General features: G+C 40.4%; 28 protein-coding genes, 1 rRNA gene and 1 other RNA gene. 13 read left to right on the top strand and 17 right to left on the bottom strand.

The genetic code is table 11. From position 1 onward, the window contains the following. The 3 genes from rrf to trhA all read left to right on the top strand — a co-directional run. Positions 1 to 76 (top strand): 5S ribosomal RNA (gene rrf / locus DZC72_RS18125); the annotation flags it as partial. Positions 77 to 244: 168 nt separating this feature from the next. Continuing rightward, positions 245 to 1,582 carry an amidohydrolase family protein gene (locus DZC72_RS14920; protein WP_125223694.1) on the top strand — a complete coding sequence of 446 codons (1,338 nt, stop codon included), beginning with the start codon at positions 245 to 247 and terminating at the stop codon, positions 1,580 to 1,582. Continuing rightward, positions 1,579 to 2,226 carry a PAQR family membrane homeostasis protein TrhA gene (trhA, locus tag DZC72_RS14915; protein ID WP_125223693.1) on the top strand — a complete coding sequence of 216 codons (648 nt, stop codon included), beginning with the start codon at positions 1,579 to 1,581 and terminating at the stop codon, positions 2,224 to 2,226. Before DZC72_RS14920 ends, trhA begins: the two co-directional genes overlap by 4 nt. Before the next feature lie 41 nt (positions 2,227 to 2,267). On the opposite strand, the gene DZC72_RS17840 is transcribed toward trhA, so the two are convergent. Continuing rightward, positions 2,268 to 2,420, bottom strand: coding sequence for a hypothetical protein (locus DZC72_RS17840; RefSeq protein ID WP_165869335.1), 153 nt, complete (start codon positions 2,418 to 2,420; stop codon positions 2,268 to 2,270). Between the two features lie 255 nt (positions 2,421 to 2,675). Beyond that, entirely contained in the window at positions 2,676 to 3,584 is a 909-nt protein-coding gene (locus tag DZC72_RS14910; RefSeq protein ID WP_125223692.1) for a ThuA domain-containing protein, read from the bottom strand. Positions 3,585 to 3,768: 184 nt separating this feature from the next. Here DZC72_RS14910 and DZC72_RS14905 point away from each other — a divergent pair, with 184 nt between their 5' ends. Further along, positions 3,769 to 4,587, top strand: coding sequence for an SDR family oxidoreductase (locus DZC72_RS14905; RefSeq protein WP_125223691.1), 819 nt, complete (start codon positions 3,769 to 3,771; stop codon positions 4,585 to 4,587). Between the two features lie 223 nt (positions 4,588 to 4,810). Here the strand turns inward: DZC72_RS14905 and DZC72_RS14900 are convergent, their stop codons facing one another. After that, on the bottom strand, positions 4,811 to 5,236 hold the full coding sequence (locus tag DZC72_RS14900; RefSeq protein ID WP_125223690.1) for a DUF4268 domain-containing protein: 426 nt from the start codon (positions 5,234 to 5,236) through the stop codon (positions 4,811 to 4,813). Further along, a complete protein-coding gene (locus DZC72_RS14895; protein WP_125223689.1) occupies positions 5,236 to 5,907 on the bottom strand; it encodes a ZIP family metal transporter in 672 nt (223 codons plus the stop codon). The genes DZC72_RS14900 and DZC72_RS14895 overlap by 1 nt, the downstream gene beginning before the upstream one ends. Before the next feature lie 88 nt (positions 5,908 to 5,995). On the opposite strand from DZC72_RS14895, the gene DZC72_RS14890 reads away from it, so the two are divergent. After that, positions 5,996 to 7,165: a THUMP domain-containing class I SAM-dependent RNA methyltransferase gene (locus tag DZC72_RS14890; protein ID WP_243641755.1), complete on the top strand. Its 1,170-nt coding sequence runs from the start codon at positions 5,996 to 5,998 to the stop codon at positions 7,163 to 7,165. A gap of 234 nt (positions 7,166 to 7,399) precedes the next feature. Here the strand turns inward: DZC72_RS14890 and DZC72_RS14880 are convergent, their stop codons facing one another. The 3 genes from DZC72_RS14880 to rlmD are packed head-to-tail and all read right to left on the bottom strand — an operon-like array spanning position 7,400 to position 10,053. Beyond that, positions 7,400 to 8,110: a DUF6048 family protein gene (locus tag DZC72_RS14880; protein WP_243641754.1), complete on the bottom strand. Its 711-nt coding sequence runs from the start codon at positions 8,108 to 8,110 to the stop codon at positions 7,400 to 7,402. A gap of 22 nt (positions 8,111 to 8,132) precedes the next feature. Further along, on the bottom strand, positions 8,133 to 8,639 hold the full coding sequence (locus DZC72_RS14875; RefSeq protein WP_125223686.1) for a DUF6452 family protein: 507 nt from the start codon (positions 8,637 to 8,639) through the stop codon (positions 8,133 to 8,135). Between the two features lies 1 nt (position 8,640). Further along, positions 8,641 to 10,053: a 23S rRNA (uracil(1939)-C(5))-methyltransferase RlmD gene (gene rlmD, locus DZC72_RS14870; protein ID WP_125223685.1), complete on the bottom strand. Its 1,413-nt coding sequence runs from the start codon at positions 10,051 to 10,053 to the stop codon at positions 8,641 to 8,643. 93 nt (positions 10,054 to 10,146) lie between these two features. Between rlmD and DZC72_RS18040 the strand changes: the two genes are divergently transcribed. Both DZC72_RS18040 and rocD read left to right on the top strand, forming a co-directional pair. Next, entirely contained in the window at positions 10,147 to 10,278 is a 132-nt protein-coding gene (locus DZC72_RS18040; protein ID WP_262707266.1) for a hypothetical protein, read from the top strand. A gap of 7 nt (positions 10,279 to 10,285) precedes the next feature. Next, complete coding sequence (gene rocD, locus DZC72_RS14865) at positions 10,286 to 11,566, top strand: ornithine--oxo-acid transaminase (RefSeq protein ID WP_125223684.1); 1,281 nt, start codon at positions 10,286 to 10,288, stop codon at positions 11,564 to 11,566. Positions 11,567 to 11,618: 52 nt separating this feature from the next. Here the strand turns inward: rocD and DZC72_RS14860 are convergent, their stop codons facing one another. From DZC72_RS14860 to DZC72_RS14850, 3 genes are read right to left on the bottom strand one after another with little or no spacing between them, the layout of a single operon-like run. Beyond that, on the bottom strand, positions 11,619 to 11,927 hold the full coding sequence (locus DZC72_RS14860) for a CCC motif membrane protein (protein WP_099543456.1): 309 nt from the start codon (positions 11,925 to 11,927) through the stop codon (positions 11,619 to 11,621). A 6-nt stretch (positions 11,928 to 11,933) separates the two neighbouring features. Beyond that, complete coding sequence (locus DZC72_RS14855; RefSeq protein ID WP_125223683.1) at positions 11,934 to 12,260, bottom strand: CCC motif membrane protein; 327 nt, start codon at positions 12,258 to 12,260, stop codon at positions 11,934 to 11,936. Between the two features lie 12 nt (positions 12,261 to 12,272). Beyond that, a complete protein-coding gene (locus tag DZC72_RS14850; RefSeq protein WP_243641758.1) occupies positions 12,273 to 12,500 on the bottom strand; it encodes a DUF2752 domain-containing protein in 228 nt (75 codons plus the stop codon). A gap of 136 nt (positions 12,501 to 12,636) precedes the next feature. Here DZC72_RS14850 and DZC72_RS14845 point away from each other — a divergent pair, with 136 nt between their 5' ends. After that, complete coding sequence (locus DZC72_RS14845) at positions 12,637 to 13,179, top strand: Smr/MutS family protein (RefSeq protein ID WP_125223681.1); 543 nt, start codon at positions 12,637 to 12,639, stop codon at positions 13,177 to 13,179. A gap of 3 nt (positions 13,180 to 13,182) precedes the next feature. Here DZC72_RS14845 and DZC72_RS14840 read toward each other — a convergent pair whose 3' ends face one another. After that, on the bottom strand, positions 13,183 to 13,686 hold the full coding sequence (locus DZC72_RS14840; RefSeq protein WP_125223680.1) for a hypothetical protein: 504 nt from the start codon (positions 13,684 to 13,686) through the stop codon (positions 13,183 to 13,185). Between the two features lie 205 nt (positions 13,687 to 13,891). Between DZC72_RS14840 and DZC72_RS14835 the strand changes: the two genes are divergently transcribed. After that, positions 13,892 to 15,040 carry a cysteine desulfurase family protein gene (locus DZC72_RS14835; protein WP_125223679.1) on the top strand — a complete coding sequence of 383 codons (1,149 nt, stop codon included), beginning with the start codon at positions 13,892 to 13,894 and terminating at the stop codon, positions 15,038 to 15,040. Between the two features lie 12 nt (positions 15,041 to 15,052). Here the strand turns inward: DZC72_RS14835 and DZC72_RS14830 are convergent, their stop codons facing one another. From DZC72_RS14830 to DZC72_RS14820, 3 genes are read right to left on the bottom strand one after another with little or no spacing between them, the layout of a single operon-like run. Continuing rightward, positions 15,053 to 15,703, bottom strand: coding sequence for a hypothetical protein (locus DZC72_RS14830; protein WP_125223678.1), 651 nt, complete (start codon positions 15,701 to 15,703; stop codon positions 15,053 to 15,055). A 9-nt stretch (positions 15,704 to 15,712) separates the two neighbouring features. Next, positions 15,713 to 18,178, bottom strand: a complete 2,466-nt coding sequence (locus tag DZC72_RS14825) for a TonB-dependent receptor (protein ID WP_165869334.1) — start codon at positions 18,176 to 18,178, stop codon at positions 15,713 to 15,715. A gap of 5 nt (positions 18,179 to 18,183) precedes the next feature. Next, positions 18,184 to 19,875 (bottom strand): M23 family metallopeptidase, encoded by a 1,692-nt coding sequence (locus tag DZC72_RS14820; protein ID WP_125223677.1) that lies wholly within the window; start codon positions 19,873 to 19,875, stop codon positions 18,184 to 18,186. 192 nt (positions 19,876 to 20,067) lie between these two features. On the opposite strand from DZC72_RS14820, the gene DZC72_RS18120 reads away from it, so the two are divergent. The 4 genes from DZC72_RS18120 (at position 20,068) to rny (ending at position 22,445) form a co-directional block, all read left to right on the top strand. Further along, positions 20,068 to 20,358, top strand: a complete 291-nt coding sequence (locus DZC72_RS18120) for a hypothetical protein (protein ID WP_099543444.1) — start codon at positions 20,068 to 20,070, stop codon at positions 20,356 to 20,358. Positions 20,359 to 20,369: 11 nt separating this feature from the next. After that, positions 20,370 to 20,666 carry a cell division protein ZapA gene (locus DZC72_RS14810; protein WP_099543441.1) on the top strand — a complete coding sequence of 99 codons (297 nt, stop codon included), beginning with the start codon at positions 20,370 to 20,372 and terminating at the stop codon, positions 20,664 to 20,666. A gap of 56 nt (positions 20,667 to 20,722) precedes the next feature. Continuing rightward, a non-coding RNA gene (ssrS, locus tag DZC72_RS14805) (6S RNA) lies at positions 20,723 to 20,832 on the top strand. Positions 20,833 to 20,876: 44 nt separating this feature from the next. Then, on the top strand, positions 20,877 to 22,445 hold the full coding sequence (rny, locus tag DZC72_RS14800) for a ribonuclease Y (protein ID WP_125223676.1): 1,569 nt from the start codon (positions 20,877 to 20,879) through the stop codon (positions 22,443 to 22,445). Between the two features lie 32 nt (positions 22,446 to 22,477). Here the strand turns inward: rny and DZC72_RS17835 are convergent, their stop codons facing one another. Genes DZC72_RS17835 through DZC72_RS14790 form a run of 3 tightly spaced genes read right to left on the bottom strand, consistent with a single transcriptional unit; the run spans position 22,478 to position 23,983 of the window. Then, on the bottom strand, positions 22,478 to 22,837 hold the full coding sequence (locus DZC72_RS17835; RefSeq protein ID WP_165869333.1) for a hypothetical protein: 360 nt from the start codon (positions 22,835 to 22,837) through the stop codon (positions 22,478 to 22,480). A gap of 11 nt (positions 22,838 to 22,848) precedes the next feature. Next, positions 22,849 to 23,457: a MarC family protein gene (locus DZC72_RS14795; protein ID WP_125223675.1), complete on the bottom strand. Its 609-nt coding sequence runs from the start codon at positions 23,455 to 23,457 to the stop codon at positions 22,849 to 22,851. A 1-nt stretch (position 23,458) separates the two neighbouring features. After that, positions 23,459 to 23,983, bottom strand: a complete 525-nt coding sequence (locus tag DZC72_RS14790; protein ID WP_125223674.1) for a DUF3124 domain-containing protein — start codon at positions 23,981 to 23,983, stop codon at positions 23,459 to 23,461. Positions 23,984 to 24,028 lie beyond the last annotated feature (45 nt).

The following is a 24,028-nucleotide window of genomic DNA, read 5'->3' as shown; positions in this document are numbered from 1 at the left end:
TTCCGAACAGGGAAGTTAAGACCGTTTGCGCCGATGGTACTGCTATACCAAGTGGGAGAGTAGGTAGCCGCCTTCCTCGAAAGCCCCCTTACAGTAATGTAAGGGGGCTTTTTTTATGTCCATATTTTTGTGAAAATGCTTTAATCCAATTGGCAAGCCAGCCCTACTTAAAAAAAGTATCCAAAAAGCAAGAACGTATCTTTTTATACCCTCTATTTAGTATCTTTCTTCAAAATTAAAAGTCATGAAGAATTTGATAACTACATTTTTGGTTTTATTTATCGTATGTATGGAAGGTATAGCCCAAAACCATAAGAAAGCTTTGGTTGGGGGCACACTTATCGATGGATACGGGGGATTACCCATTAAAAACAGTGTAATACTTATTGAAGGTGAATATATTAAAGAGGTAGGTAGTTTGGCTACTTTGGAGGTGCCTAATGACTATACTATCATTTCAACGGAAGGGATGAGTGTTTTGCCCGGGCTTTGGGACATGCACGTGCATACTATGATAAACGGACATGCGGATTATACTTACTGGGATAAGACTTATCCTCCCTTGCTTAAGGATGTGATAATGCCAGCATCAGCGGAGCAATTATTATTAGCTGGGGTTACAAGTGCTAGGGATTTAGGGGGTCCATTGGAAGAAAGTATAGCTGTTAGGGATGCCATTAACCAAGGTTCCATTCCTGGGGCAACGCTTTATGTTTCTGGACCTTTTATTCAACATAGTCCTTATCCTGGTACGGAAGATTTTCGATGGGGAGTGAACGGTGCTGATGATGGTCGAAAAAAAATAAAAAAGTTGGCGGAAGCCGGTGTGGATGTCATAAAACTTATCGATCAAGATAAAATGACCATGGAAGAGGTCAAGGCCATAGTGGATGAAGCCCATAAGCATAATCTAAAGGTCGTAGCACATGCGCATAGGCCCGAAGAAATAAGAAGGGCACTGATGGCAGGTGCCGATTGTTTTGAGCATACCGGATTATCATCTGCCCCAAGTTATCCTGACGATATTATGCAAATGATAAAGGAGCGTACTGCGGACATGAGTCAGGGACCATTATTCTGGTGCCCTACGGTTGAAGGACTGTACAATTATGAGTATCTAAGAGACAACCAAGAAGAATTGGATAATGACTCATGGCACCGCGGGTTACCGGATAGCGTAATTACTGATATAAAGAATAGTTTCGCCCATCCAGACAGACTACCTTATTTTCAATTGACTCCTTCAAGGAAACCTACCTTGGAAACCAAAGTTAAGCAACTATTGGACGCCGGAGTGGTACTGCTGATAGGCACGGATAGTGGTATCCCCATGAAATTTCATAGTCAATCAACTTGGCATGAGTTTGATGTTTGGGTCAATGAGTTCGGTATCGACCCGATGTATGCGATTAGGGCAGCTACCTATTGGCCTGCTCTATGGACCGGAGTAGCTGACAAAGTGGGTACGGTAACCCCGGGTAAATATGCCGATATTATTGCGGTCAAAGGTGACGTTCTACGTCATATAAACATTTTACAAGATGTAGATATCGTATTGAAAAAGGGTAAGCAGTATAAATGAATTGGCGTAGTCTAGTCAGGACAGGGAATCAAAATGTAGAGGAACATTTAAATTCATGGTCTCACTTTATTGGAGTAATAGGAGCTTTTATTGGTCTTTATGTGCTATGGCAGTTCAATAGTCATAAATCGATTTATTCAGAATTTAGCATTCTAGTTTATGGCATAAGTCTTATTCTGCTTTTTACCAGTTCCACATTATACCATGCGGTGAATCATCCTGTTTGGAAAAAAAGATTTCGGATTCTGGACCATATCAATATTTACTATTTAATTGCCGGTACCTATACGCCTGTTGCCTTAATCGGCCTTGTTCCAGGAAATGGGTGGTCCATATTTTATGTGGTTTGGATTATAGCAACCCTTGGCACGGTCCTAAAATTATTTTTTACAGGTCGTTTTGAGTTCATTTCCTTATTTCTCTATCTTGCCATGGGTTGGTTAATTGTTTTTGACTTTAACAATTTGTTGCAAACGACCACCGAACTTGGATTAATTCTTTTGTTTTTAGGAGGTTTGTTTTACACCTTGGGTATTATTTTCTATGCTATCGAAAAAATCCCCTTTAATCATTTTATATGGCACTTATTCGTATTGGGCGGTGCAGTCTGCCATTGGTTTTTTATTTATCTGGATGTTATTTAGTACAAGCCAAAAATATCATAGAAAAATCTATAGATGATTTTTTAGGGCATGATTCCATTTAATGGTATTACTTTTTTCTTTTTCAATAATGGGCTATGCTCAAACCAAAATTTTATTGGAGGATTATCAATTTTGAAAAGCCTTAAAACAAAATTTATTGTATCCACACCTTTTTTGGTTGCACCGGTTTTCATGGACTTGGATACCGAAGGAAGCTTTTGGATTGCGAGTTATTTGAATTTATCTGGGTTTTGCCTGGACTGGGTTCAAATGAAAGTTTATCAGAATATGACATTACGGATGTAATTGGGTAATTAGGAATTACCACTGCCTTGCATCCAGAATGGATATCCAATAATAGGGCTGGAAAATTAAAAAAAGTAAAACACAAAGGCGGGAATGAATTTACTATGGAAGAGCTCTTTGAACTATCCTTTGAAAAGCTAAGATTACGATTTTAACGGCGTATCATCACAATCTAAATCTCCTGTAGCATAAAGCAAACCATGAAGCAGAAATGACAGCATGGCTGGGTTTTCATAACTCTGGGGATTGTGGGACGGTGCGGAATAAAAGACCCTTCCCTTTCCATATTTTTTGATCCATGCCAAGTAACTTCGGTCTTCATCAACGTCTTTGTTTTTTCCTTCGATGTAGTCCGCTTCCATATAGAGTAAGGGTCTGAAATCATAGTCAAAATAGGCATTGTTAAAGAAATAGGGTTCATCAATATGCTTAAAACCTTCGCCTTTAAAACCTTTAAGAAGTGGATGTGAGCTATCCGTCAGTTTTACTTCGACCATTTGCTGTTTTGGATGATAGTCGAAACTACCTCCCACCAATTCACTGAATTTACTTGATTTATTTAGCATGGTGATACCCCCATGAAGTACCATCAACCCGTTTCCTTGCTCAATATACTCCAGGAGGTTATTTTCATAGCTTTCAGCTTTAGCCCAAGCTTCATCTGGATTTCGTTCTTTTCTAAAAACATCAAAAAAAAGATTTCTATGATCCCTTTCTGAGCAATTGTTATTAAGCACTATGGCATCAAATTGATGGATATTTTCTTTATTGAACATTTCCACATCATTCGAAGTAATTATTTCGAAGTTCTCACTTTTTAGAGCTATCCCTTCAACTACAGTCTTTGTATGTGGTAACGTCCAGTGGTCAAACCCGGTAAAAAGGCTAAAAATCAATACCTTTCTTTTTACTTTCAATTTTGGATAATCATTGGGCAATTGGGAAACAATTGAATTAGTCCATTCTTGGTTCAGTTCAAAGGGTTTTAAATCTTGTGAGTAGGCTTTTAAAACCAATAAAAGTAGCACAAGGGTATAAACTAAAGGTCTCATTTTTAAAATGTATTAATTATTACTAGTATTTGCTCCTATTGGTTACTAATGTAATTAATTAAATTTCTACTTAGTCTTCAATTTGGTGGGATAAGAGTATCCAATATCTTATTTTTAACTCGTTTAATTTCTTTCGTTACCGGAAAAGTAATTCGGTGTTAACGTCTAGAGTCAATGTTATCATATGACCAATTTATTTTCTCTTCAGGATAAAATAATTGCGCTTTCAGGTGGAACCGGAACATTAGGTGGTTCAATCGCAAAATATTTGATAGAGCAAGATGCCAAAGTTATTTTGTTGGGCAGGTCTACAAAAAAATTGAAGGACAAGAAAAATGAACTGGATGTTATTTCTTCTGGGGCAACCTTTACTTATGAGGTAGATGTTTTAAATGAGGACGCCCTAAATGAAGTTAGGGAGGAAATAGCTCAGGACTTCGAGAGGTTGGATGGTTTGGTCAACCTAGCGGGCGGCAATATTCCAGGGGCGACTCTTAGCGCCAACCAAAGTATTTATGATATCGCTATTTCAGATACTCAAAAAGTACTTGATATTAATCTTTTTGGTACGGTAATACCAACCATTGTGTTGAGTGGACTTATGGCTAGACAGGGACACGGTTCCATTATAAATATTTCATCCATGGCCTCAAAACAGGCTATTTCAAGAGTCTTAGGTTATTCCATGGCCAAAGCGGGCGTGGATACATTTACCCAATGGATGGCAAATGAAATGGCTTCCAAATTCACGAACAAAATACGTGTTAACGCAATCGCCCCAGGATTTTTTATAGGAAACCAAAATAGAAGTCTTTTGATCAATGAAGACGGTTCCTTCACGGAGCGCGGAAATAAAATAATCGGTAATACGCCCATGGCCAGGTTTGGAGATGCCTCAGAATTGAATGGTATGGTACATTATTTATTGAGTGATGCTTCAAGTTTTGTAACCGGTGTGTGTTATGATGTGGATGGTGGCTTTAATTCTTTTTCAGGAGTATAATAATATTTCTAAAAAGAACATTTAGTTGGTTCGAGCCTTTTTTGGGATTCAGATGAGGGATATTGGGTAATTGGAGGCTATTCGATATAATGGTCAACTGGAAACTATGAACAGGTAGGATCGATATTATTCCGGTAACTCCCTAGTAGGAATTCTTTTCTCTAAAGCCTAGTTATAGGAAGTTGAAATGGAAATTCCAGAATGTCGTTTTTCCATTGATTTTTCAAGGTTTTAAAATATCCTTGAAATCTTCATAAAAGACCTCGATTTTGTCCATATTCTGACTTAAAAACACCATGGTCTGCAACCAAGTATTTTTGTTATGAATGGATACTTCGTTCAGCTCCGTATAGATTCTGGAAATCTCTTTTTGGTTTTCCAATAAATGATATTCCTCAAAAATGGCTTCTGGCCAGTAATCCTCCAATAAAATGGATTTTAATGAGATTAGCTTTTCCCATACCAAGATCCTTTGTTCGAGGTCACCCTCAACGTCAATCGATACCATGGCCTTCTTTAAGTCAAAAGTGAATTTGAAGGACAGTCCCTTTATTTTGGTTTTATAGAGTACCCATTTTTTTGGATAGGATTTACCAAAGGAAATCCAGAATTCTTCCCTGAGTTTACGTGATTCCTCCTTGCTGAACATTAAATAAAATAAGCTATGGTTATTCCAAGTACAATGACCACTAGTTTCCTTAGGTTGAATTTGTGTCCTTCTGAACTTTCAAAGAGGATTACTGTTGAAATATGGAGCAATACCCCAATAACTATGGCATTTATGAATACAAGGTGGTCCAAAATAAAACCAAAGGAACGGGAAAGATAGGTCCCTAAGGGAGTCATTATCGAGAATAGGACGATAAATAACGCTGCCGTAATTGTCTTCATTTTGGTGCTCAACAAAAAAAGGCTCAAAATAACGGCAATGGCAATTTTATGGATCAGGATGCCATAGATAATACTGTTGCTTTCAGAAATGGGTACACCTTCCAATAAAGAATGAATGGACAAACTCCCGAACAATAGCCATGGAAAGTTGGTGTCCGTTTTGGACAAGTGTACATGACCATGTTCCGCCCCCTTGGAAAAGAATTCCAAAAAAATCTGAAGTAATATCCCCAACATGATATAAATTCCAATGCTTTTGGTATTGGAATGTTCGTACACCTCGGGTAATAATTCAAAAAAGGTCAGTGCCAATAAAAATGCCCCGCTAAAGGCCAGTAACAGTCTAAAATGTTCCTTTTTTTTGGGTTTTGTCAAGAAAACAAAAACAAAACTTAGCAGTACGCCAAGCATTGGCAGAATATAAATCATGTAAAGCAGGGTTTGTGGCCTAATTGGGCGTTGCAAATCTTTGCTACATCAAAATTAACGTATTTTTGTTGTATGCTAAACAATGGGTATGGGGAATAATTTTAGGATGATTGCCAAAACTCTTTTTGGGTTTGAGGAAATACTTGCCAAGGAACTTAGAAACCTAGGTGCAGGGAATGTGGAAGTTGGTGTGCGGAGTGTTGCCTTTGACGGCGATACAGGATTTATGTACAAGGCCAATCTTTGCTTGCGCACCGCCATTAAAATAATTAAGCCTATAAGCTCCTTTCACGTATCCGGTGAAGATGATCTATATAAGAAAGTTTTTCGGATGGATTGGGCCGAATATTTATCGGTAGACGATACGTTTGCCATTGATGCGACGGTCTTTTCAGATAATTTCACCCATTCGCTGTACGTTTCCCAAAAGACCAAAGACGCCATTGCCGATAAATTCCGTGAAACTGATGGCAAACGTCCCAATGTGGATGTCAAGAATCCCGATTTAAGAATCAACATCCACATCCATCAAGACCAATGCAACGTTTCCTTGGATAGCTCAGGTGCCTCCTTACACCATAGGGGATATAGGACGGCGACCAACATTGCTCCCATTAACGAGGTTTTGGCTGCCGGTCTTCTATTGCTGAGCGGATGGGATGGCCAATGCGATTTTATGGATCCCATGTGTGGTAGCGGTACAATGCTAACGGAGGCTGCCATGATTGCCTGTAATATCCCGGCGAATATCAATAGAAATGGTTTTGCTTTTGAAAAATGGCCCGATTTCGATTCTCAGCTTTATGAAAAAATTATCGAGGCAAGTCTCAAAAAGACCAGGGAATTCCATCATAAAATCATCGGAATGGATAAAGCTCCCTCAGCAGTAAGAAAGGCCATCGACAATATTGAAAATGCAAATCTATCGGATTATATAGAGGTAAAAAGGGACAATTTTTTTAAGACGGAAAAGGAGACGGAAGGACCCTTGCACATGTGTTTCAATCCGCCGTACGGCGAACGTTTGGACATCGACATGCAAAACTTTTATGCCTCCATTGGTGATACCTTAAAACAGGGATATCCCGGCACCAACTCATGGATGATTACTTCAAATCTGGATGCCCTGAAATTTGTTGGGCTAAGACCCTCTCGCAAAATAAAGGTATTCAACAGTCATTTGGAGTCCCGTTTGGTACATTATGAAATGTATGAGGGAAGTAAAAAGGCCAAATACCAGAGAACCACGGAAAACTAAGATATGGGATTTAAACAAAAAGCACTATTGTATAATTTTTTTGCATTTGCAGCGGTTTTTCTTCTACTGCGATTTGGCCTCCCATATGTACTGGCAATTAATCCTTTGTACGTTTCATTAGTTTCGGCGGTGCTTGCGATGATCTTGGCCCCTAAATTTGCGGTAGCCCGCGTTGATGGTTCCGAAAAATTGATGATGAAATGGATTTTTTTTAAGGGTTTTAAGGAATTGTAATTACTGCTCCGTCTCCAATTCTTTGGGCTGTTTTTTCTTTTTATAGAGGGGTAGGAAGTAGGATATGGAATAATTGTACCCAACTCCAAACCGGGTACCGTCCGTGACCTTGTTGAAACCTGGAATCCAAAGATTGGGAAAGCGGTCGTCTCCACCGTCAGAATTGGAAACCAAAATTCCCAATCGAACACTTGCCCCCAAAAATATATTTGCGAACAATTCTACCTTGGTGCCAAAGAGTGCTTCTACCCATACGGCCGACCTGCCTGAAAACTCCTCCGCAATGTTGGAGCCCTCCGCAAAATCATCGGGATTCCAATATCTATTGGAACTGAAATATTGATAATTGTTCAAGGTCTGACTGAAACTACTAAAAGCCAATCGGCCCCCATAATAGAGTAAATTTTGCTCACCGTACCAGTTTTCATAGGTATTGTTGTCGAATCCTAATTTGAGATAACTTCCGGTCGTAGTAAAATTGTATAGGTCTTCCTGTTTGGTTTTATCTTCAGTACCCAGTTCAGCGGCTAGGTACAGTTTTTCCGTGAGTCTATAATCGGCCACAATTTCAAACCCGGTATAGTTCTCGTCCAAAGTGCTAATCAAGGGCCTACTAAGGTCGATTCCCGCACGCAGTCCGTAAGCCTGTTTATATTCCACGGTATCCTTGGGCTGTGTATCTATAGGTTTGCTTTGGGCAAAACCAAACATCAGTCCAAAAAATAAGCAAATACTAATGAAATATCTTGACATGGGTGGAATCTGAGTTTGTAATACTGGCCCTAACGATTTCTATATCCAAGATCCAATTGCCGGAACCGGTTTGTAAGTCTGTTGAAAGACTATCATAATTGACCACAAATCCGCAGGCGCGGGATGCAAAGTCCTCTAGGCGCTCATAATTGAAGGTCAGGGTGTCAATGTTTCCGGTTTCTTGGCCACCATCGTTGGAAGCAGAGTTGGAAATAATCAGAAATGTGGTTGCATCCATTTCCGTTCTTAGGGGAATTTGGACGTTGTTCACATTGGACCGATCTGTAAATGTATTTACCGTACTATTTTGGCCTTCGCCCACTATTCGTAACGCTGTGACATTCTTATTCGCCGTGGGGTTGGCCGCATCAAAAAACTCCAGAACAAGAAGCGGTGTATTTCCCTCAACACAAATGTCATCCTTTTCACAGGAAGCCACAAAGACGATACACAATACCGCGAACAACACCCAACTTAACTTCTGCATGCTAATTTTTCTTTTCCAAAAGTACGACATTTTCAACGTGGTGTGTCTGTGGAAACATATCCACGGGCTGAACCTTTGTTACAGTATAAGTGTCTTTCATAAGTTCAAGGTCCCTAGCCTGGGTAGCGCTGTTACAGCTAACATAGACGATACGTGAGGGCGAAATGTTCAGGATTTGCTGCACCACGTCTTTGTGCATACCATCCCTAGGGGGATCGGTAATGATGACATCGGGCGTTCCATTTTTGGCGATAAAACTATCATTGAATACGTTTTTCATATCGCCTACAAAAAAATCCACATTATTGATTTTATTTCGCTCCGCATTCGATTTGGCATCCAGAATAGCATCCGGTACAGATTCTATCCCAATGACTTTTTTTGCTTTTTTGGAAACAAATTGCGCAATGGTCCCAGTACCCGTATACAGGTCGTACACCAGTTCATTTCCTTGAAGTTTGGCGAAATCACGAGTCACTTTGTATAATTCGTAGGCCTGTTCAGAATTAGTCTGGTAAAAGGATTTTGCCGTAATCTTAAAGGAAAGGCCTTCCATTTCTTCAAAAATATGGTCCCTCCCTGTAAAACAACACACCTCCTGATCATAAAGGGTGTCGTTTTGCTTTTCGTTGATTACGTAAAGTAGGGAAGTAATCTCAGGAAATTTTTCCTTTAAGTGATTCAAGAGTAGCTCTCTTTTGGCCTTGTCTTCCTCAAAAAACTGAATCAACACCATTAATTCCCCCGTCGAAGCAGTGCGTACCATCAAGGTACGCAGTAATCCATGTTGATTTCTTGGATTGAAAAAAGTAAGTCCGTTTTCCTGTGCAAATTTTTTGGTTTCCAACCGAATGGCATTGGATGGGTCCTGCTGTAGATGGCATTTTTTTATATCCAGGATTTTGTCCCACATGCCCGGTATATGGAAACCCAGGGCGTTTTTGTTATCGATGTCCTTGTTGGATCGGATTTCATCCATGGTAAGCCACCTACTGTCCGAAAATGAAAACTCCATTTTGTTCCTATAGAAATAGATGTCCTTAGAGCCTAAAATGGGTTGAATTTCAGGAAGGTCCAAATGGCCAATTCGCTTTAGATTGTTCTCAACCTCTTTTTGTTTGTAGTAAAGTTGATGCTCGTAGCCCATATTTTGCCATTTGCATCCGCCACAAACGCCAAAATGTTCGCATTCAGGCTCGACCCTCTTTTCCGAGTGTGAGTGGAACGCAACGGCAGTACCCTCAAAATAGCTTTTTCGCTTCTTATGCGTTTGCACATCCACTACATCGCCCGGTACGGCGTTATCCAAAAATATGATTCTTCCGTCAGGCGCCTTTCCCACGGTTTTTCCTTTCGCACCGGCGTCTACGACCTCTACATTTTCAAAAATGTGTCTACCTCTGTTCTTTCGCATGTGGCAAAAATAATAGGTTTCTTTGGATTGAAGGTTAGGATATGGATAGTATTAACAAGTAGGTGGTACGTGTTCAAAAAAGCTTTAAAATGAATGGGAATATTTGTACTTTTGAAGCTCTACAGGGATGATTTCTCTCCCACGCTGAATTTTCGATCCGATGCCCATCTGAAGTTCGAAAGGATAAAGGTACAGAAGGAATTGCTAAAGTCTTATTTAAAGTAATTTTATCATGTCAGTTTTAGAAAACATCACATCTGAGGATGCAATCGCATTGGAGGATAAGTACGGAGCCCACAATTACCACCCATTACCTGTAGTTTTGAGCAGGGGAGAGGGTGTGTACGTTTGGGATGTGGAAGGAAGAAAATACTATGATTTTCTTTCGGCCTATTCAGCTGTAAATCAAGGGCATTGTCACCCCAAGATTGTAGGGGCCATGATGGAGCAAGCCCAAACCTTGACGCTCACTTCCAGGGCATTTTATAACGACAAGTTGGGTGCGTTCGAAAAATATGCTACCCGAACTTTCGGTTTTGATAAACTTTTACCCATGAACACTGGGGCCGAAGCCGTTGAGACGGCTATTAAAATTTGCCGAAAGTGGGCGTATGAGAAGAAAAATATCCCAGAAGACGATGCGGAAATCATTGTCTGTGAAAATAATTTTCATGGCAGGACTACAACGATAATCTCTTTTTCCAACGATCCAGTGGCACGAAAAAACTTCGGGCCGTATACGAAGGGGTTTATAAAAATCGAATACGACAACCTCCATGCCTTGGAGGAAGCCTTAAAGAACAATGGCAATGTAGCCGGCTTTTTAGTGGAACCCATACAGGGTGAGGCTGGGGTGTATGTTCCTTCGGAAGACTATTTGAAAAAAGCGAAGGAACTATGCAAAAAGTATAATGTGCTGTTCATTGCGGATGAAGTACAGACGGGCATTGCCCGTACGGGCAGACTTTTGGCCACGTGTGGTAATTGTTCCTGTGCCGATAAGCATTGTAGTGGCACACCAGAGGTAAAACCCGATATTTTAATTTTGGGGAAGGCATTGTCCGGTGGGGCCTATCCCGTTTCTGCTGTATTGGCTAATAACGATATTATGGAGGTCATTAGGCCTGGTAATCATGGAAGTACTTTTGGGGGCAACCCAGTGGCCGCTACCGTGGCCATGGCTGCTCTGGAGGTCATTAAAGAGGAGCGACTGGCTGAAAATGCCCAGGAACTTGGTGAATTGTTCCGTGGAAAACTGAATGAATTCATACCCCATTGCGATTTGGTATCCTCGGTTCGGGGAAAGGGGCTGCTGAACGCTATTTTGATCAATGATACGGAAGATAGTTCCACAGCTTGGGACATCTGCATGGCATTGAAGCAAAATGGTCTGTTGGCAAAACCAACGCATGGGAACATCATCCGATTCGCGCCGCCCTTGGTGATGACCAAGGACCAGCTACTAGATTGTGTGGATATTATTATACGAACCCTATCTCAATTCAAAAAATAAAAAAATCCCCGAGTTGTCTCGGGGATTTTTGTTTAGTTACTTACTTCTGGTTTTAGAAATTTCCAGAAGACATAATAATGGCTACAATCGCTCCAAAATAGATAATCGTAAATATCAAGTAGATCAATGCCAAGCCCAACCCAATATAGGAAAGGATTCTGCCTGTTTTCGCATTTTCGTATCCGCTAAAATAACTATTGTCAACTTCAGATCTGTAGATGTTTTCCGCTTTCTTCGCGTTGCTTAATCCAATGATGCTAAAAATAGCACCAAAAGGGCCACAACAAAAAATCGTTAAAACAATGGACAAAATGCCGAAGGTTAAGGCATTACTGGCTCCTGGTAGTGGTTGCGTATTCATAATCACTTACTCTTCAATCCCCCATTGTTCCATCATTTCCCTGGATTGCTCCATCATGGCATCCCAACCAACAGTGCTTATTTGATAAATCATGCTGCCTAGATAGTATACACTTAATATGATTCCAATTATGGCCAAGATCTTTCCAATATTAATGGTCTTGTAGTTTGAGTACAGTTCAGGATTTTGTTTATATAATTTCTGGGATTTTAGGGCCAAAACCAAAGCAATGATCGCTGGAATGATGCCAATGCCCAGGCACCAACAGCAAATAATTCCAAAAATGGATAAAACTATAATCGCGGTTTCATTAGGTAATTTTTGTTGTTCCATAATACGTGTTGGTTAGATAAATTTTAGAATATAGTTGATTAAAACGGCTGCACTCGTTACAAACATAAGTGAAAAAGTAATATTCGACTCATGTTTTAATTGAAACCGATTTTTAAAAATAAGAAAAGTGAATAGTGCTATCATGGGGTATATGGCAGGGTACATTTTAAAGGCCGCTACAAATTCTCCTCTAAACAAAAATAACAGGGATCTTTGTAAACCACATCCGGGACAGTCCATACCTAAAAATTGCTTCGTAAAACAGGGAAGCATAAACTTCTCAATGTTAAGAACATATAGTAGTGTGGATAGTTGCATGGTACTCTTTATTCACAAGCTGAAAATTACCACTATTTTTGGGTAAACAAAATAAAAAATGGCTCAATTTGAAATAGGGGATAGGGTAGAGGCAATCGATGATGTTATATCGGGAACCGTGACCCAAATCCATGGCAGCATGGTAACACTCATGACCAAAGATGGTTTTCCCATTCAATTTCAGGATACTGAACTGGTGCTAATTGCCAATGATATTCGAGTAAGCAATTACGAAGTGGCCCAAGTAAAAAAGGAAAAGGAGCTTCCTAAAAAAAGAAATAAAAAAACAATCAAGCCTAAGGAAAGAAATCAACCCACTATGGAAGTGGACCTTCATATCAATCAATTGGTAAAAAACCCAAAATCCTTAAGCAATTTTGAAATGCTGAACTTACAATTGGATACTGCCAAACGGCAATTGGACTTTGCCATTGGAAAACGCATTCAAAAAGTAGTGTTTATCCACGGGGTTGGCGAAGGAGTTTTGAAGGAAGAATTATACTCCCTTTTCAGGAAATATGAAAATGTAAAATATTACGATGCAGATTACCAAAAATATGGATTGGGAGCTACAGAGATTTACATTTATCAGAACTATTAAAAATTAAAGCTTGGTGGTAACGGTACCAAAATCATTGATGCGGAGGTCTGTAATCCTACTTTCATCTTCGGTTACCAAAGAAATACCGCTCAAACGAATGGTATGTTCAAAGGTTTCGGAGTCAATAGCGGATGTAGTTATGAAAACGACCCCATCCTGAGCAACGATTTCCTTGGTGACCACAGGTTCTACAGGTGGCACATCGTCACAGAAATAGTTGGAGGACACCGTGCCCGAGAAAATTCGGTAGACCACGGAACCCGATTCCGTAATGTTCACGGTAATATCCTCCGTAGTAGCCTCGTTTTTTATCGCCCCATTGGGCAATTCAAGAATCAGGGCTTCATCCCCATTGATCTTGAACAGCACATTGGCAGAAGTTACAGAGACCCCACCGCAACTTTGCACGGAATTAATACTATCGAAATCCAAGGTTTCTATTTCCAAATCCCCATCGTCACACGAAAGGAAAAGCGCAATCAGCGTTAAGACAATATACTTTTTCATCCCTCAAATTTAGTTGAATTATTGGATATGGCTTAATCGGCCCAACACCAATTAAGTTTAAATTAACAGTGGGCAACGTTTGGAAGCTTTTATTGAAATAGATTAGTTATGATTTATAGTTTTGCCATATCTGCCACTCGAATCAAGGCATTTTCCTTTATTTAAATTATTTTTACGGCTCTATAGAAATTTGATTCAGGAAGTAATGAAACACGTATATCTTGACAATGCCGCTACTACGAGGGTTCGGGACGAAGTAATATCTAAAATGCAGGATGCCCTGGCCAATAATTATGGTAATCCATCCTCTACGCACAGTTACGGTAGAACGGCTAAAACGGCTATTGAAAGTGCCCGTAAAACCATTGCCAAATATATGAATGCGCTACCTTCTGAAATTATATTTACGTCCGGGGGCACGGAGGCGGACAACATGATCATACGAAGTGCCGTGAAAGACTGCGGGGTAAAGACCATTATCACCTCAAAAATTGAACACCATGCCGTCCTGCATACCGTGGAGGAAATGGAACAGTCTGGCCTAGTTGATGTTTTGTACGTTCGTTTGGACCAGGTTGGAAATCCAGATTTGGAACATCTACAGGAACTATTGCAAAAGGACTCGAGCAAAAAACTGGTGAGCCTCATGCATGTAAACAACGAAATTGGAAACTTGTTGGATATTAAACAGGTCGCCAAAATGTGTAAGGAACACGGGGCCTTGTTCCATTCGGATTCCGTGCAGTCCATTGGACACTACGCTTGGGATGTAAAGGAAGTTCCGGTCGATTTTTTGGCGGCCGCGGCGCACAAGTTCCATGGTCCCAAAGGTATTGGCTTTGCGTTTATCCGTAAGAATTCCGGTCTAAAGTGTTTGATATCCGGAGGTTCCCAGGAACGGGGTTTTAGGGCGGGGACGGAATCCTTTCATAACATAGTGGGCCTTGAAGAAGCGTTTGTTTTGGCCTATGACCATCTTGAAAAAGAACAGAAATATGTGAAGGATTTGAAGTCGTACTTCATTGAAAAGGTAAAAAAGGAGATTCCCCAGGCAAAATTCAATGGCCTTTCCGGCAATCTGGAAAAAAGTACCTATACCCTTGCCAATGTTTGTTTGCCAATAACTCCTGAAAAGGGTTTGATGCTCCTTTTTCATTTGGATATTAAGGGAATTGCGTGTTCCAAAGGGAGTGCCTGCCAATCGGGGAGCGATTCCGGTTCCCATGTATTGAATGAAATTCTAAGTGGGGAGGACCTTAAAAGACCATCGTTGCGGTTTTCTTTTTCAAAATATAACACAAAAGAGGAAATTGATTATACCGTAGAGGTCCTAAAGGAATTTACCCAGAAATAGCTCCAGAAACCACTAATCCTTTCTGTCTTTTTTGCGTTCCCTTTCATAAGGGAATTTTCGAATGGCAAGCTTCATCATTCTATCTATAAGATCATCTGTGTTTTTACCTGTCTTCTTGTTTATTTCTTTTTCATACTTCCACAGGAGTTTGCCGGTATCACCGTCGCTGATCTTCATCCCTATTCTGCCATAATTGGCATCTCCTGAGAAATAATCGGTAATGCTAAAATCCGTAGAAACTCCTTTGGACAAGAGCACGTTTAAATCCAGGGTCCCGCTAATGATAGCGTCTACGCCCAAAATCTCGCTCAGTTGTTTTGTAGTAAAAACATCGATATTGCTATAGTCGATTTTGTTTTGTGCAAGAATTGCCTTGGTATCCTTGATGTTTTGGAAGTCGACGGGAAACTTCTTTTTTTTCTTCCGTTTGGAGAAATAGGTTTCAAAAGCATCCTGAACGGCATAGCCTTCTTTTTCTTCCAAGGTCTTGATATCTTCTTCCGATGCGTTGTCCTTCAAATCCAAATTGGTGAGAAAAGGTAGTATGGCCAATACTTTGTGGTCGTCGCTCATTTCATCGAAGCGAGGGTTTTCATAGATGTTTTTTTGGGCATGTATGGTAATGGCACAAAAAAGGAAAAAATAAAATATGATTTTCTGCATTTTTCTATATCACAATCGCATTTGTACTCTCAGATTTAAAACTCTGGATGTAAGATAGTTGGGTATTGCAAACTCAGTTTTGCTATCCACGTCCCTCACCCACGTATTGGTTATCGAGTTTTGATTGTTGAACATATTGAATATTTCAAAACCGACACTTAAATTCTTGAAAGCATGTAACCAATTACTTTCGGGATAGTTCTTACTCTTATCGGCAAAAATATAGGAAATTCCTAAATCGGCACGTTTATAATCTCTTAATCTATTCTGAAAAATATAAGGATCGGCGTAACTAGGGGACCCTCCCGGTACTCCAGTAGCGTACACCAGATTCAAATACATTTTCAACTCTGGCATATTGGGAATGTAGTCTTGGAATAAAATACCCATTTTCAACCTTTGATCGGTCGGCCTGGAAATATAGCCACGGTTATTTCTATTTTCCTTTGTTTCCATATAGCCCAAGCTTACCCAAGATTCTGTTCCTGGGACAAAGGCCCCGTTAAGTCGAAGTTCAGCCCCGTATACGTAAGCCTCGGCATTGTTATTGGCACTGTATCTTATTCGTACATCCTCTAGTGTATAGGGATTTACCTGTGTCAGTTTTTTATAATACCCTTCACTTGTTAAGGAAAATGGGCGATTCCAAAGTAGGAAACTATACTCGTTACCTGCTACGATGTGAAGGGATTTTTGGGCCTCCACATTAGGGTTTATAGTACCTGTACTATCCCTTAGTTCCCTGTAAAAAGGGGGTTGCTGGTAGATGCCTGCTGCAATTCTGAACAACATGTCGCGCTTCCAGTTGGGCTTTAAGGCAATTTGAATCCTGGGACTCAGTGTCATATGCGATACTTTTTCCACATTCCTTCCACTGACCGTCCAGTAGTGGGCCCTAATTCCTAGATTGTAGTACAGAACGTTCGACTTCCAATCCGTTTGGGCTCCCATTTGAAGAAATCCAGAAAATCTATTGGTCTTAACGAAATTCAGGGCATTTATACTTTGATAGGCCTCTAAGGGAGCTATAAAGGGTTCTTCGGGTTGGTTGTTTGCAAAAGGCGTGCCTGGCGGCCTAACCGAAAATCCCAAAGAATCTATAAATTCAGATTCCCGAAGTTGGTCCCTGATATCCTCATGTGTATACTTTAAGCCCCATTCCATCCTCACTTTGTTTTTTTGGTAGATGCCTCTATGGGAAAAATTAAATATGAGTGCGTCCAAATCGTTCCGGGCCCTATTGAACTGTGAACCCACTCCGCGGCTATTGGTTGGTTGTCCAAATTCATCGCTTCCCAGGTTACTATCAACTTCTCCTAGCCTGTAGCTCGCTATTATATCAGAATATTCTTCCTCTGTGGTATGATACATGGATGCGATGATCTTTAAGGCGGTATTATCGTTCAAATAGTAATTTCCCTTGATGGCTCCCAAGGCGGTCGCAAAACGATTGTTTTCCCTTCCCTCGTAAAAAACGGTCAATGCCTTAGGGTCCGTTATGGTCCCAAAGTTCGTCTGTCTTTGTCTCGGTTCATTTTTATAATTGTTGACCGATAGATTTCCCAAGAAGTTTAGGTTGAATTTGTTGGAAACCTGATAGGTTACAAAACTTTGAAAATCTGTAAAGGTGGGCTGTAGACTGCCCTGTGTCTGTAGACTGTTCAGCAATAGGGCATTATTGCGATAGCGAAAGCCCGATGTTGAGCTCAACCGTTTTTTCTTGGAGCGCGTATCCATAGCCACACTGGCACCCAAAAAACTAAAATCCCCCATAATGTTAAAACTTGTTGGTATTTTGTATTTGATATCCAATACCGAGGATAGTTTGTCACCATATTTTGCTTGAAACCCCCCCGGTGAAAACATGACATCCTGAACAAGGTCACTATTGACAAAACTAAGCCCCTCCTGTTGCGCGGAACGGACCATAAAAGGCCTATATACCTCAATTTCATTGATATAGACCAAATTCTCGTCATAATTTCCACCGCGCACGGAATATTGGGTGCTCAATTCGTTGTTGGAGGTTACGCCAGGTAATAGCTTTAGAACGTTTTCAACACCGGCATTTGCTCCCGGTATCTTTCGGATTTTTTCGGGAGAAATGGAAAGTATTTCATTAGGTTCCCTATTTCCATTGGCCGTAACGGTAACTTCATCTACTTGAAGTGCATCGGTTTTTAAAACCGGGTGAAATTCATAAGTTTCGTTGGTGTTCAACAGTAAATTTTCCAGAATGACCTTTTGATGGCCAATATGCGCAAAGGTGATGGTCATTTCAACATCGGAAACCAGTTCCATAAGATAAAAGCCCGTTTCATCTGAAAATATCCTTGTTGTGCCAGAACTAATTTCAGTGTTGGGAAGGGGATTGTTTTCCTCATCCAGCACAATTCCCGTTATAGAGGCAGTTTGGGCAGTCCCAATAAGGCATAAAAGCAGTATTGGGACGAAAATGATGTTCCTAAGCTTCAAAGACTTTAGTTTCTATAAAAAGGTGTGGACAAGGTACTTTTATTGCCCACATTATCAGTAACGTTAACTTCAAGGACACATTGCTTTTTATCCAAAATCTTATCGTCGAAATTATAGGTAAGCGTATTTGTTTTTGGTTCATATTCCATCAAAATCCATTCGCCGTTCAGTGTGGCGGAATAGCTGTCCACCCCGCTGAGGTCGTCTGAAATATGGACACTAAGATATCTGTAATTGTTCAGCCATTGTTTTTCCTTGAAGTTTTTTGTTCGTATGGTAGGTGGAACGGTATCCTTTGCCAAGGTATAGGTGCCAAGGTCTCTTGTCCTGGCCGTAAATGTATTTCCTCGTTTATAGGTATTTAAATACCTAGGGTTTAATCTATCGTCCAACCTGGCAATGAACGTCTGCTTCCTTTCTTCTTCTGAATAGCGCTCCACATCAAATGTGATGGTAAAATTACGATGGGCTGGTACCGTATTTCTATGGATGGTAACGGTATCCCGACCTTTTTTTAAATCGATATAAAAGTCCTCATAAAAAGTATTTTCAGGAAAGAAAACCTTTGCCCCGCCCAAATCAAAGTTATTGGGCTTTTTTGCGATTACATAGTAATCTGTCCTATCATCCTCTTTGTCAATTTTGATTTCTTCCTTTTTTCCCTCCACAGGGATATTCAGGATAACCTTGTTACCTTTAAAATCTGACACCTTTAATTGCAGGTTGTAGCTTAGTCCTTCGCTTACATCAATGATGCCGTTGTTGTAAACTTCCTCGTATATACTCAGGTAATTTCCTGGGGATTTGAACAATTTCTGGATGCGCTCCCTATATCTTCCAAGATAATCATAGTCGATAAGCGTATTGATATACCGGGTCTCCCCAAAAGAAAACGATTCAAAATCATAGGAGCAATATGTTTTTCCGTTTACCGAAAGTGACACAGCGTAGACCCCATTCTTGTTTGCGGCCATGTCCAGACGATCAAAACCTACAAAACCGATACCTATTTTTCCCAAGGCATTTACTGTGCTCGCTAGATATGTGCCATCCGGTTGCCGACTAAAATTGACCTGTACCCTTTCCCTACTTTGGTTCACTTGGGAGTTTCCGGAAAGTGGGTAAACAAAAAGCTTTTCCAAGGTAGGATTTGTAGCATCCGGGATATCTATACCATATAGCATGGGATTGGTTGGTTTTTCTGAAATGCTGCTGCGTATTTCAAAATGCAGGTGCGGGCCTGCGGAGCCCCCGGTATTTCCGCTATAGGCTATTAGCTCTCCTTTCTCGATCTTTAGTTCTCCATAATCCGGAAAGGTCTCCACTTCATAGGATTTCTTTTCATATTGAAGCTTTTTTACATATTCCTCAATTTTTGGGGAAAACTTCTGTAAGTGACCGTAAACGGATGTATATCCATTGGGATGGGCAATGTACAGTACTTTGCCATAGCCCCATAATGAAACCTTAATCCTAGTAATTGTGCCTTCTGCGATTCCGTAAACGGGAAGTCCTTCGCGTTGCTGGGTCTTAATGTCGATACCTCCATGAAAATGATTGGAGCGAAGTTCGCCAAACGTGCCTGCCAGTATGAGTGGAACATCTAGTGGAGACCTAAAGGCATCCTGGGGATAGTTCTCCTGACAATAACCAAATAATGAAAATAATAGGATGAGTCCAAGGGTAAATCTTTTCATAGGAACGCTAAGTTGTTACGAAAATAAATAATAGGCTTCAATTGAGGAAAGTTGTAGGGGCCAAAAATATACAAGTCGTGGTATCACTACTGTTTAGGGATGTTGGTGATGTACCTAAAAGATTATTTTTAAAAAGTATTGCTAAGTCTATAAACGAATGTTAACTTTGTGTAAATCGCATCGAATTTTTGTATGGGCGAATTAATTCAAATCGTTGATTCCTTAGAGAATAAAATTAGCAAGTTGCTCCATAGAATGGAGGTTTTGGACAAGGCTAATAAGACGTTGGAGAATGAATTAAAACATATAAGATCCAATCAGGAGAACGCACAGAAAACAGTGTCTGAATGGGAGGAGAAATATAATTCGCTCAAACTAGCAAATTCAATGCTTGGCAGTAATACAAACAAAACAGAAGCTAAGCTTAAAATAAATACATTGATAAGGGAGTTGGATTATTGTATAGCCCAACTGTCGGAATAATGTAATATAGTATGTCTGAAAAGCTCAAAATAAAACTCTCCATTGCGGATAGGGTCTACCCATTGACCATAGACCCTAGTCAGGAAGAGGGTTTGAGAAGGGCGGCCAAAAATATTGAACAATTGGCCAAAAAGTTTGAGCAGAACTATGCCGTGCGCGATAAGCAGGATGTATTGGCCATGTGTGCCTTGCAGTTTGCCTCAAAAATTGAGCAGAAGGGAATAGAACAGACAAAGGGAACCGAGGAAGCGGAGGAGCGCTTAAAGGCGCTTGCGGAATTGGTGAACCTACAGCTTGCATCAAAATAAAGACGTTCTTTTAAATACATTAAGTTACTGCCCACATTGGTAATACCTTTTGACGAACTCAACATTAATTAAGTTAAAAAGGGTGAGTTTAGGTTGTAAAAGCAAGCCTTACTAGTATAAGGATCCTTGATCAGCCTGTTAGCCCTAAACCTGTTTATCGGAGTTTGTACAAAACTTCTCCAATGTGGGCTTTTTTTTAAATATAAAACTATGGATAGTACAATGATTATAATAGCTGGTATTGTTGGTTTGGCCATTGGTTTTGCCGTTGCCAAGTTTATGGAAAAGGGCAAGGCTTCCAAGACCATAGCAAACGCCAGGAAGGATGCGGCCCAAATTTTAAAGGAGGCAAAGATAGAGGGTGAAAACATTAAAAAGGACAAAATACTCCAGGCAAAGGAGAAATTCCTTGAGCTTAAAGCGGAACATGAGAAGGTGATTATCGGCAAGGACAAGAAAATAGGCGAGGCCGAGAAAAGGACGCGAGACAAGGAGTCACAAGTTAGTAGCGAGCTTGCCAAGAATAAACAGTTGAATTCCCAATTGGAAAATAAGATCAAGGAAGTGGAGCATACCAAGGAGTTCTTTGAAAAGAAGCAGGCAGAGGTAGATAAGCTACACAAAAGCCAGGTCCAGCAATTGGAGGTCATTTCCGGCCTTTCTGCAGATGAGGCAAAAAGCCAATTGATAGCAAGCCTAAGGGATACGGCCAAGTCTGATGCCATGGGTTATATACAGACCACTTTGGAAGAAGCCAAGCTTACGGCACAACAGGAGGCGAGAAAAATTGTTATCAATACCATCCAAAGAATCGGTACCGAGGAAGCTGTGGAGAACTGCGTGTCTGTTTTCAATATAGAGTCTGATGATGTTAAAGGTCGTATAATAGGTAGGGAAGGAAGAAACATTAGAGCGTTGGAATCCGCTACAGGTGTTGAAATTATTGTAGATGACACGCCAGAGGCCATTATTTTATCTTGTTTTGATTCGGTAAGGAGAGAGGTTGCCAGATTGTCCTTACATAAGTTGGTGACCGATGGAAGAATACATCCTGCGAGGATCGAGGAGGTCGTTAAAAAGACAGAAAAGCAAATAGAGGCCGAAATCATTGAAATAGGTAAACGAACCGTTATAGATCTGGGCATCCACGGACTACACCCAGAATTGATCAAAGCGGTAGGTAGAATGAAATATAGGTCTTCTTACGGTCAAAACTTGTTGCAGCATTCACGTGAGGTCGCCAAACTGTGTGGTGTTATGGCTTCGGAATTGGGCCTTAATGCCAAAATTGCCAAAAGAGCGGGTTTACTGCACGATATTGGAAAGGTTCCCAACACAGAGGCGGAGATGGAAACCCCACACGCAATATTGGGCATGCAATGGGCGGAGAAATATGGTGAAAAACCAGAAGTTTGTAACGCCATTGGAGCCCACCATGATGAAATTGAAATGAAGACCCTAATTTCACCTATTGTACAAGTTTGTGATGCCATTAGCGGTGCACGTCCCGGTGCAAGAAGGCAGGTATTGGATTCTTATATTCAACGTCTGAAGGACCTGGAAGAGATAGCCTTTGGTTTTGGAGGTGTTCAAAAGGCATACGCCATCCAGGCCGGTAGGGAGTTAAGGGTGATCGTGGAAAGCGAAAAGGTCAGCGATGAGAAGGCCGCGCAACTATCCTTTGAGATATCCCAAAAAATACAAACGGACATGACCTATCCAGGACAGGTAAAGGTTACGGTAATTAGGGAAACCAGAGCTGTAAACGTTGCGAAATAAATATGTTAAGGGGGCTTTTAAGAGCCCCCTTTTTAATTTTGAGATTCCTTATTGATCCATAGCAATAGTAAATTTTTTTCTCCTATTGTGAGGACGTTATTTTTTCCTTTGGGCATCTTGTTTTTTACGAAGACCTGCTCATTAATTTTGGGTATTAGACCGTTCATATTGTCCATTGTAAAATGATCAAGCCTTTTCCTTGTGATATGGCAGAAATTGCATTTAGAATCCAAAACGGCAAAGGCCTTATTTTGAATGGAATCCTGCGGTTCAACCGACTTGAGTAATTGCGAGGGTCTGTTTAGAGCATCAAAACTAAAATGTATTCGGTCGTTGTAGAAAAAGAGAACCCAAATTAACAATGGAAGAATAAAAACCTTGCTTTTGACCATTAGGTATAATTCTAAAAATGGAAAAAATCCTTAAGTCCATCCAAAATACTCTGAACGGCATACGATGCTAAAATAAGCCCCATAATCTTACTGATCACCGTGATGCCATATTCGCCAATTCTTTTTTGCACCATGTTGGCCGCAAGCAACAACAAACAGGTCAGTAATATGACTACCAAGACCAAAATGGTAGTAATTACCTGTTGTTCAAGACTGTATTTATGATTGTCGGTCATCAAAACGACGGCCATTATTGCACCTGGGGAAGCGATGCTGGGAATCGCAACTGGGAAGATGGTAACATGTTTGTAATCCGAGATTAAATGTTTTTCCGATTCTGGTTTTCCATCTCCAAAAATCATGGTCAATGCGAAAAGGAATAGAATTACTCCGCCAGAAACTTGAAAAGCGTCCAAAGAAATCTCCATTCCCTCTAGAATAAGTTGGCCAATCACAATAAAAAACAATAAAATGATGAACGCCACAAAAGATGCTCTTATGGCAATCTTTCTTTTGTGGAACCTATCAAAATGTTTGGTGGCTTCCAAATATACAGGAACCGAACCAACTGGGTCGATTACGGCGATAAGAAAAAGAATGGTAGTAACTATTTCTTTCAATTTATTTTATTTGATGTCCTTGCGTGGTAAACGATAATCCCTGTTGGCCATAGGTGGAAATCATTACTGCCTCAAAAATAGGGGGTGCGCTTTGAGGTTCAATAGCCCATTCGAAAATAAAATTTGCTCCCGTACCTCCTTGTCTGTCAAATTCCGCAATCACTATTTCCAAGGTTTCCAATTCGGAAATTTCTATTGGCTTTTCAATATAGGAGTGTATTCTGTTTCCTTTCGTATCAAAATAATCCGCCTTTAGTAGATATAGTTTCCTGGCTGCATTTATATTTCGCATGCTAACCGTAGCGGTCAAATCGATGGAGGTGTGTTCCGTGTAACTATATATTTGGGAATAAACGGATAGATAGCTTTTGCCAGTAATCAATGAATCCCTTTGGTCCAGATTTACCTCTTTGTTGCTCCAATCTATTTTGGACAATGGTCCCTCCGTTCTTTCCTTTCCAGAATTACAGCCTATCATTCCAAGGGCAAATAGTACCATTAAAGGGTAAATTAAAGTACATTTCATACTCCTGTTTTTTTGGGGAATAGTGAGTGGAAGTTAGGGAAAAAG

Origin of the sequence: Maribacter algicola (assembly GCF_003933245.1) — a bacterium.
Taxonomy (GTDB): Bacteria; Bacteroidota; Bacteroidia; order Flavobacteriales; family Flavobacteriaceae; genus Maribacter; species Maribacter algicola.
Note: the sequence above shows the minus strand (reverse complement) of the source record. Positions and strands in the feature narration are given on the sequence as shown.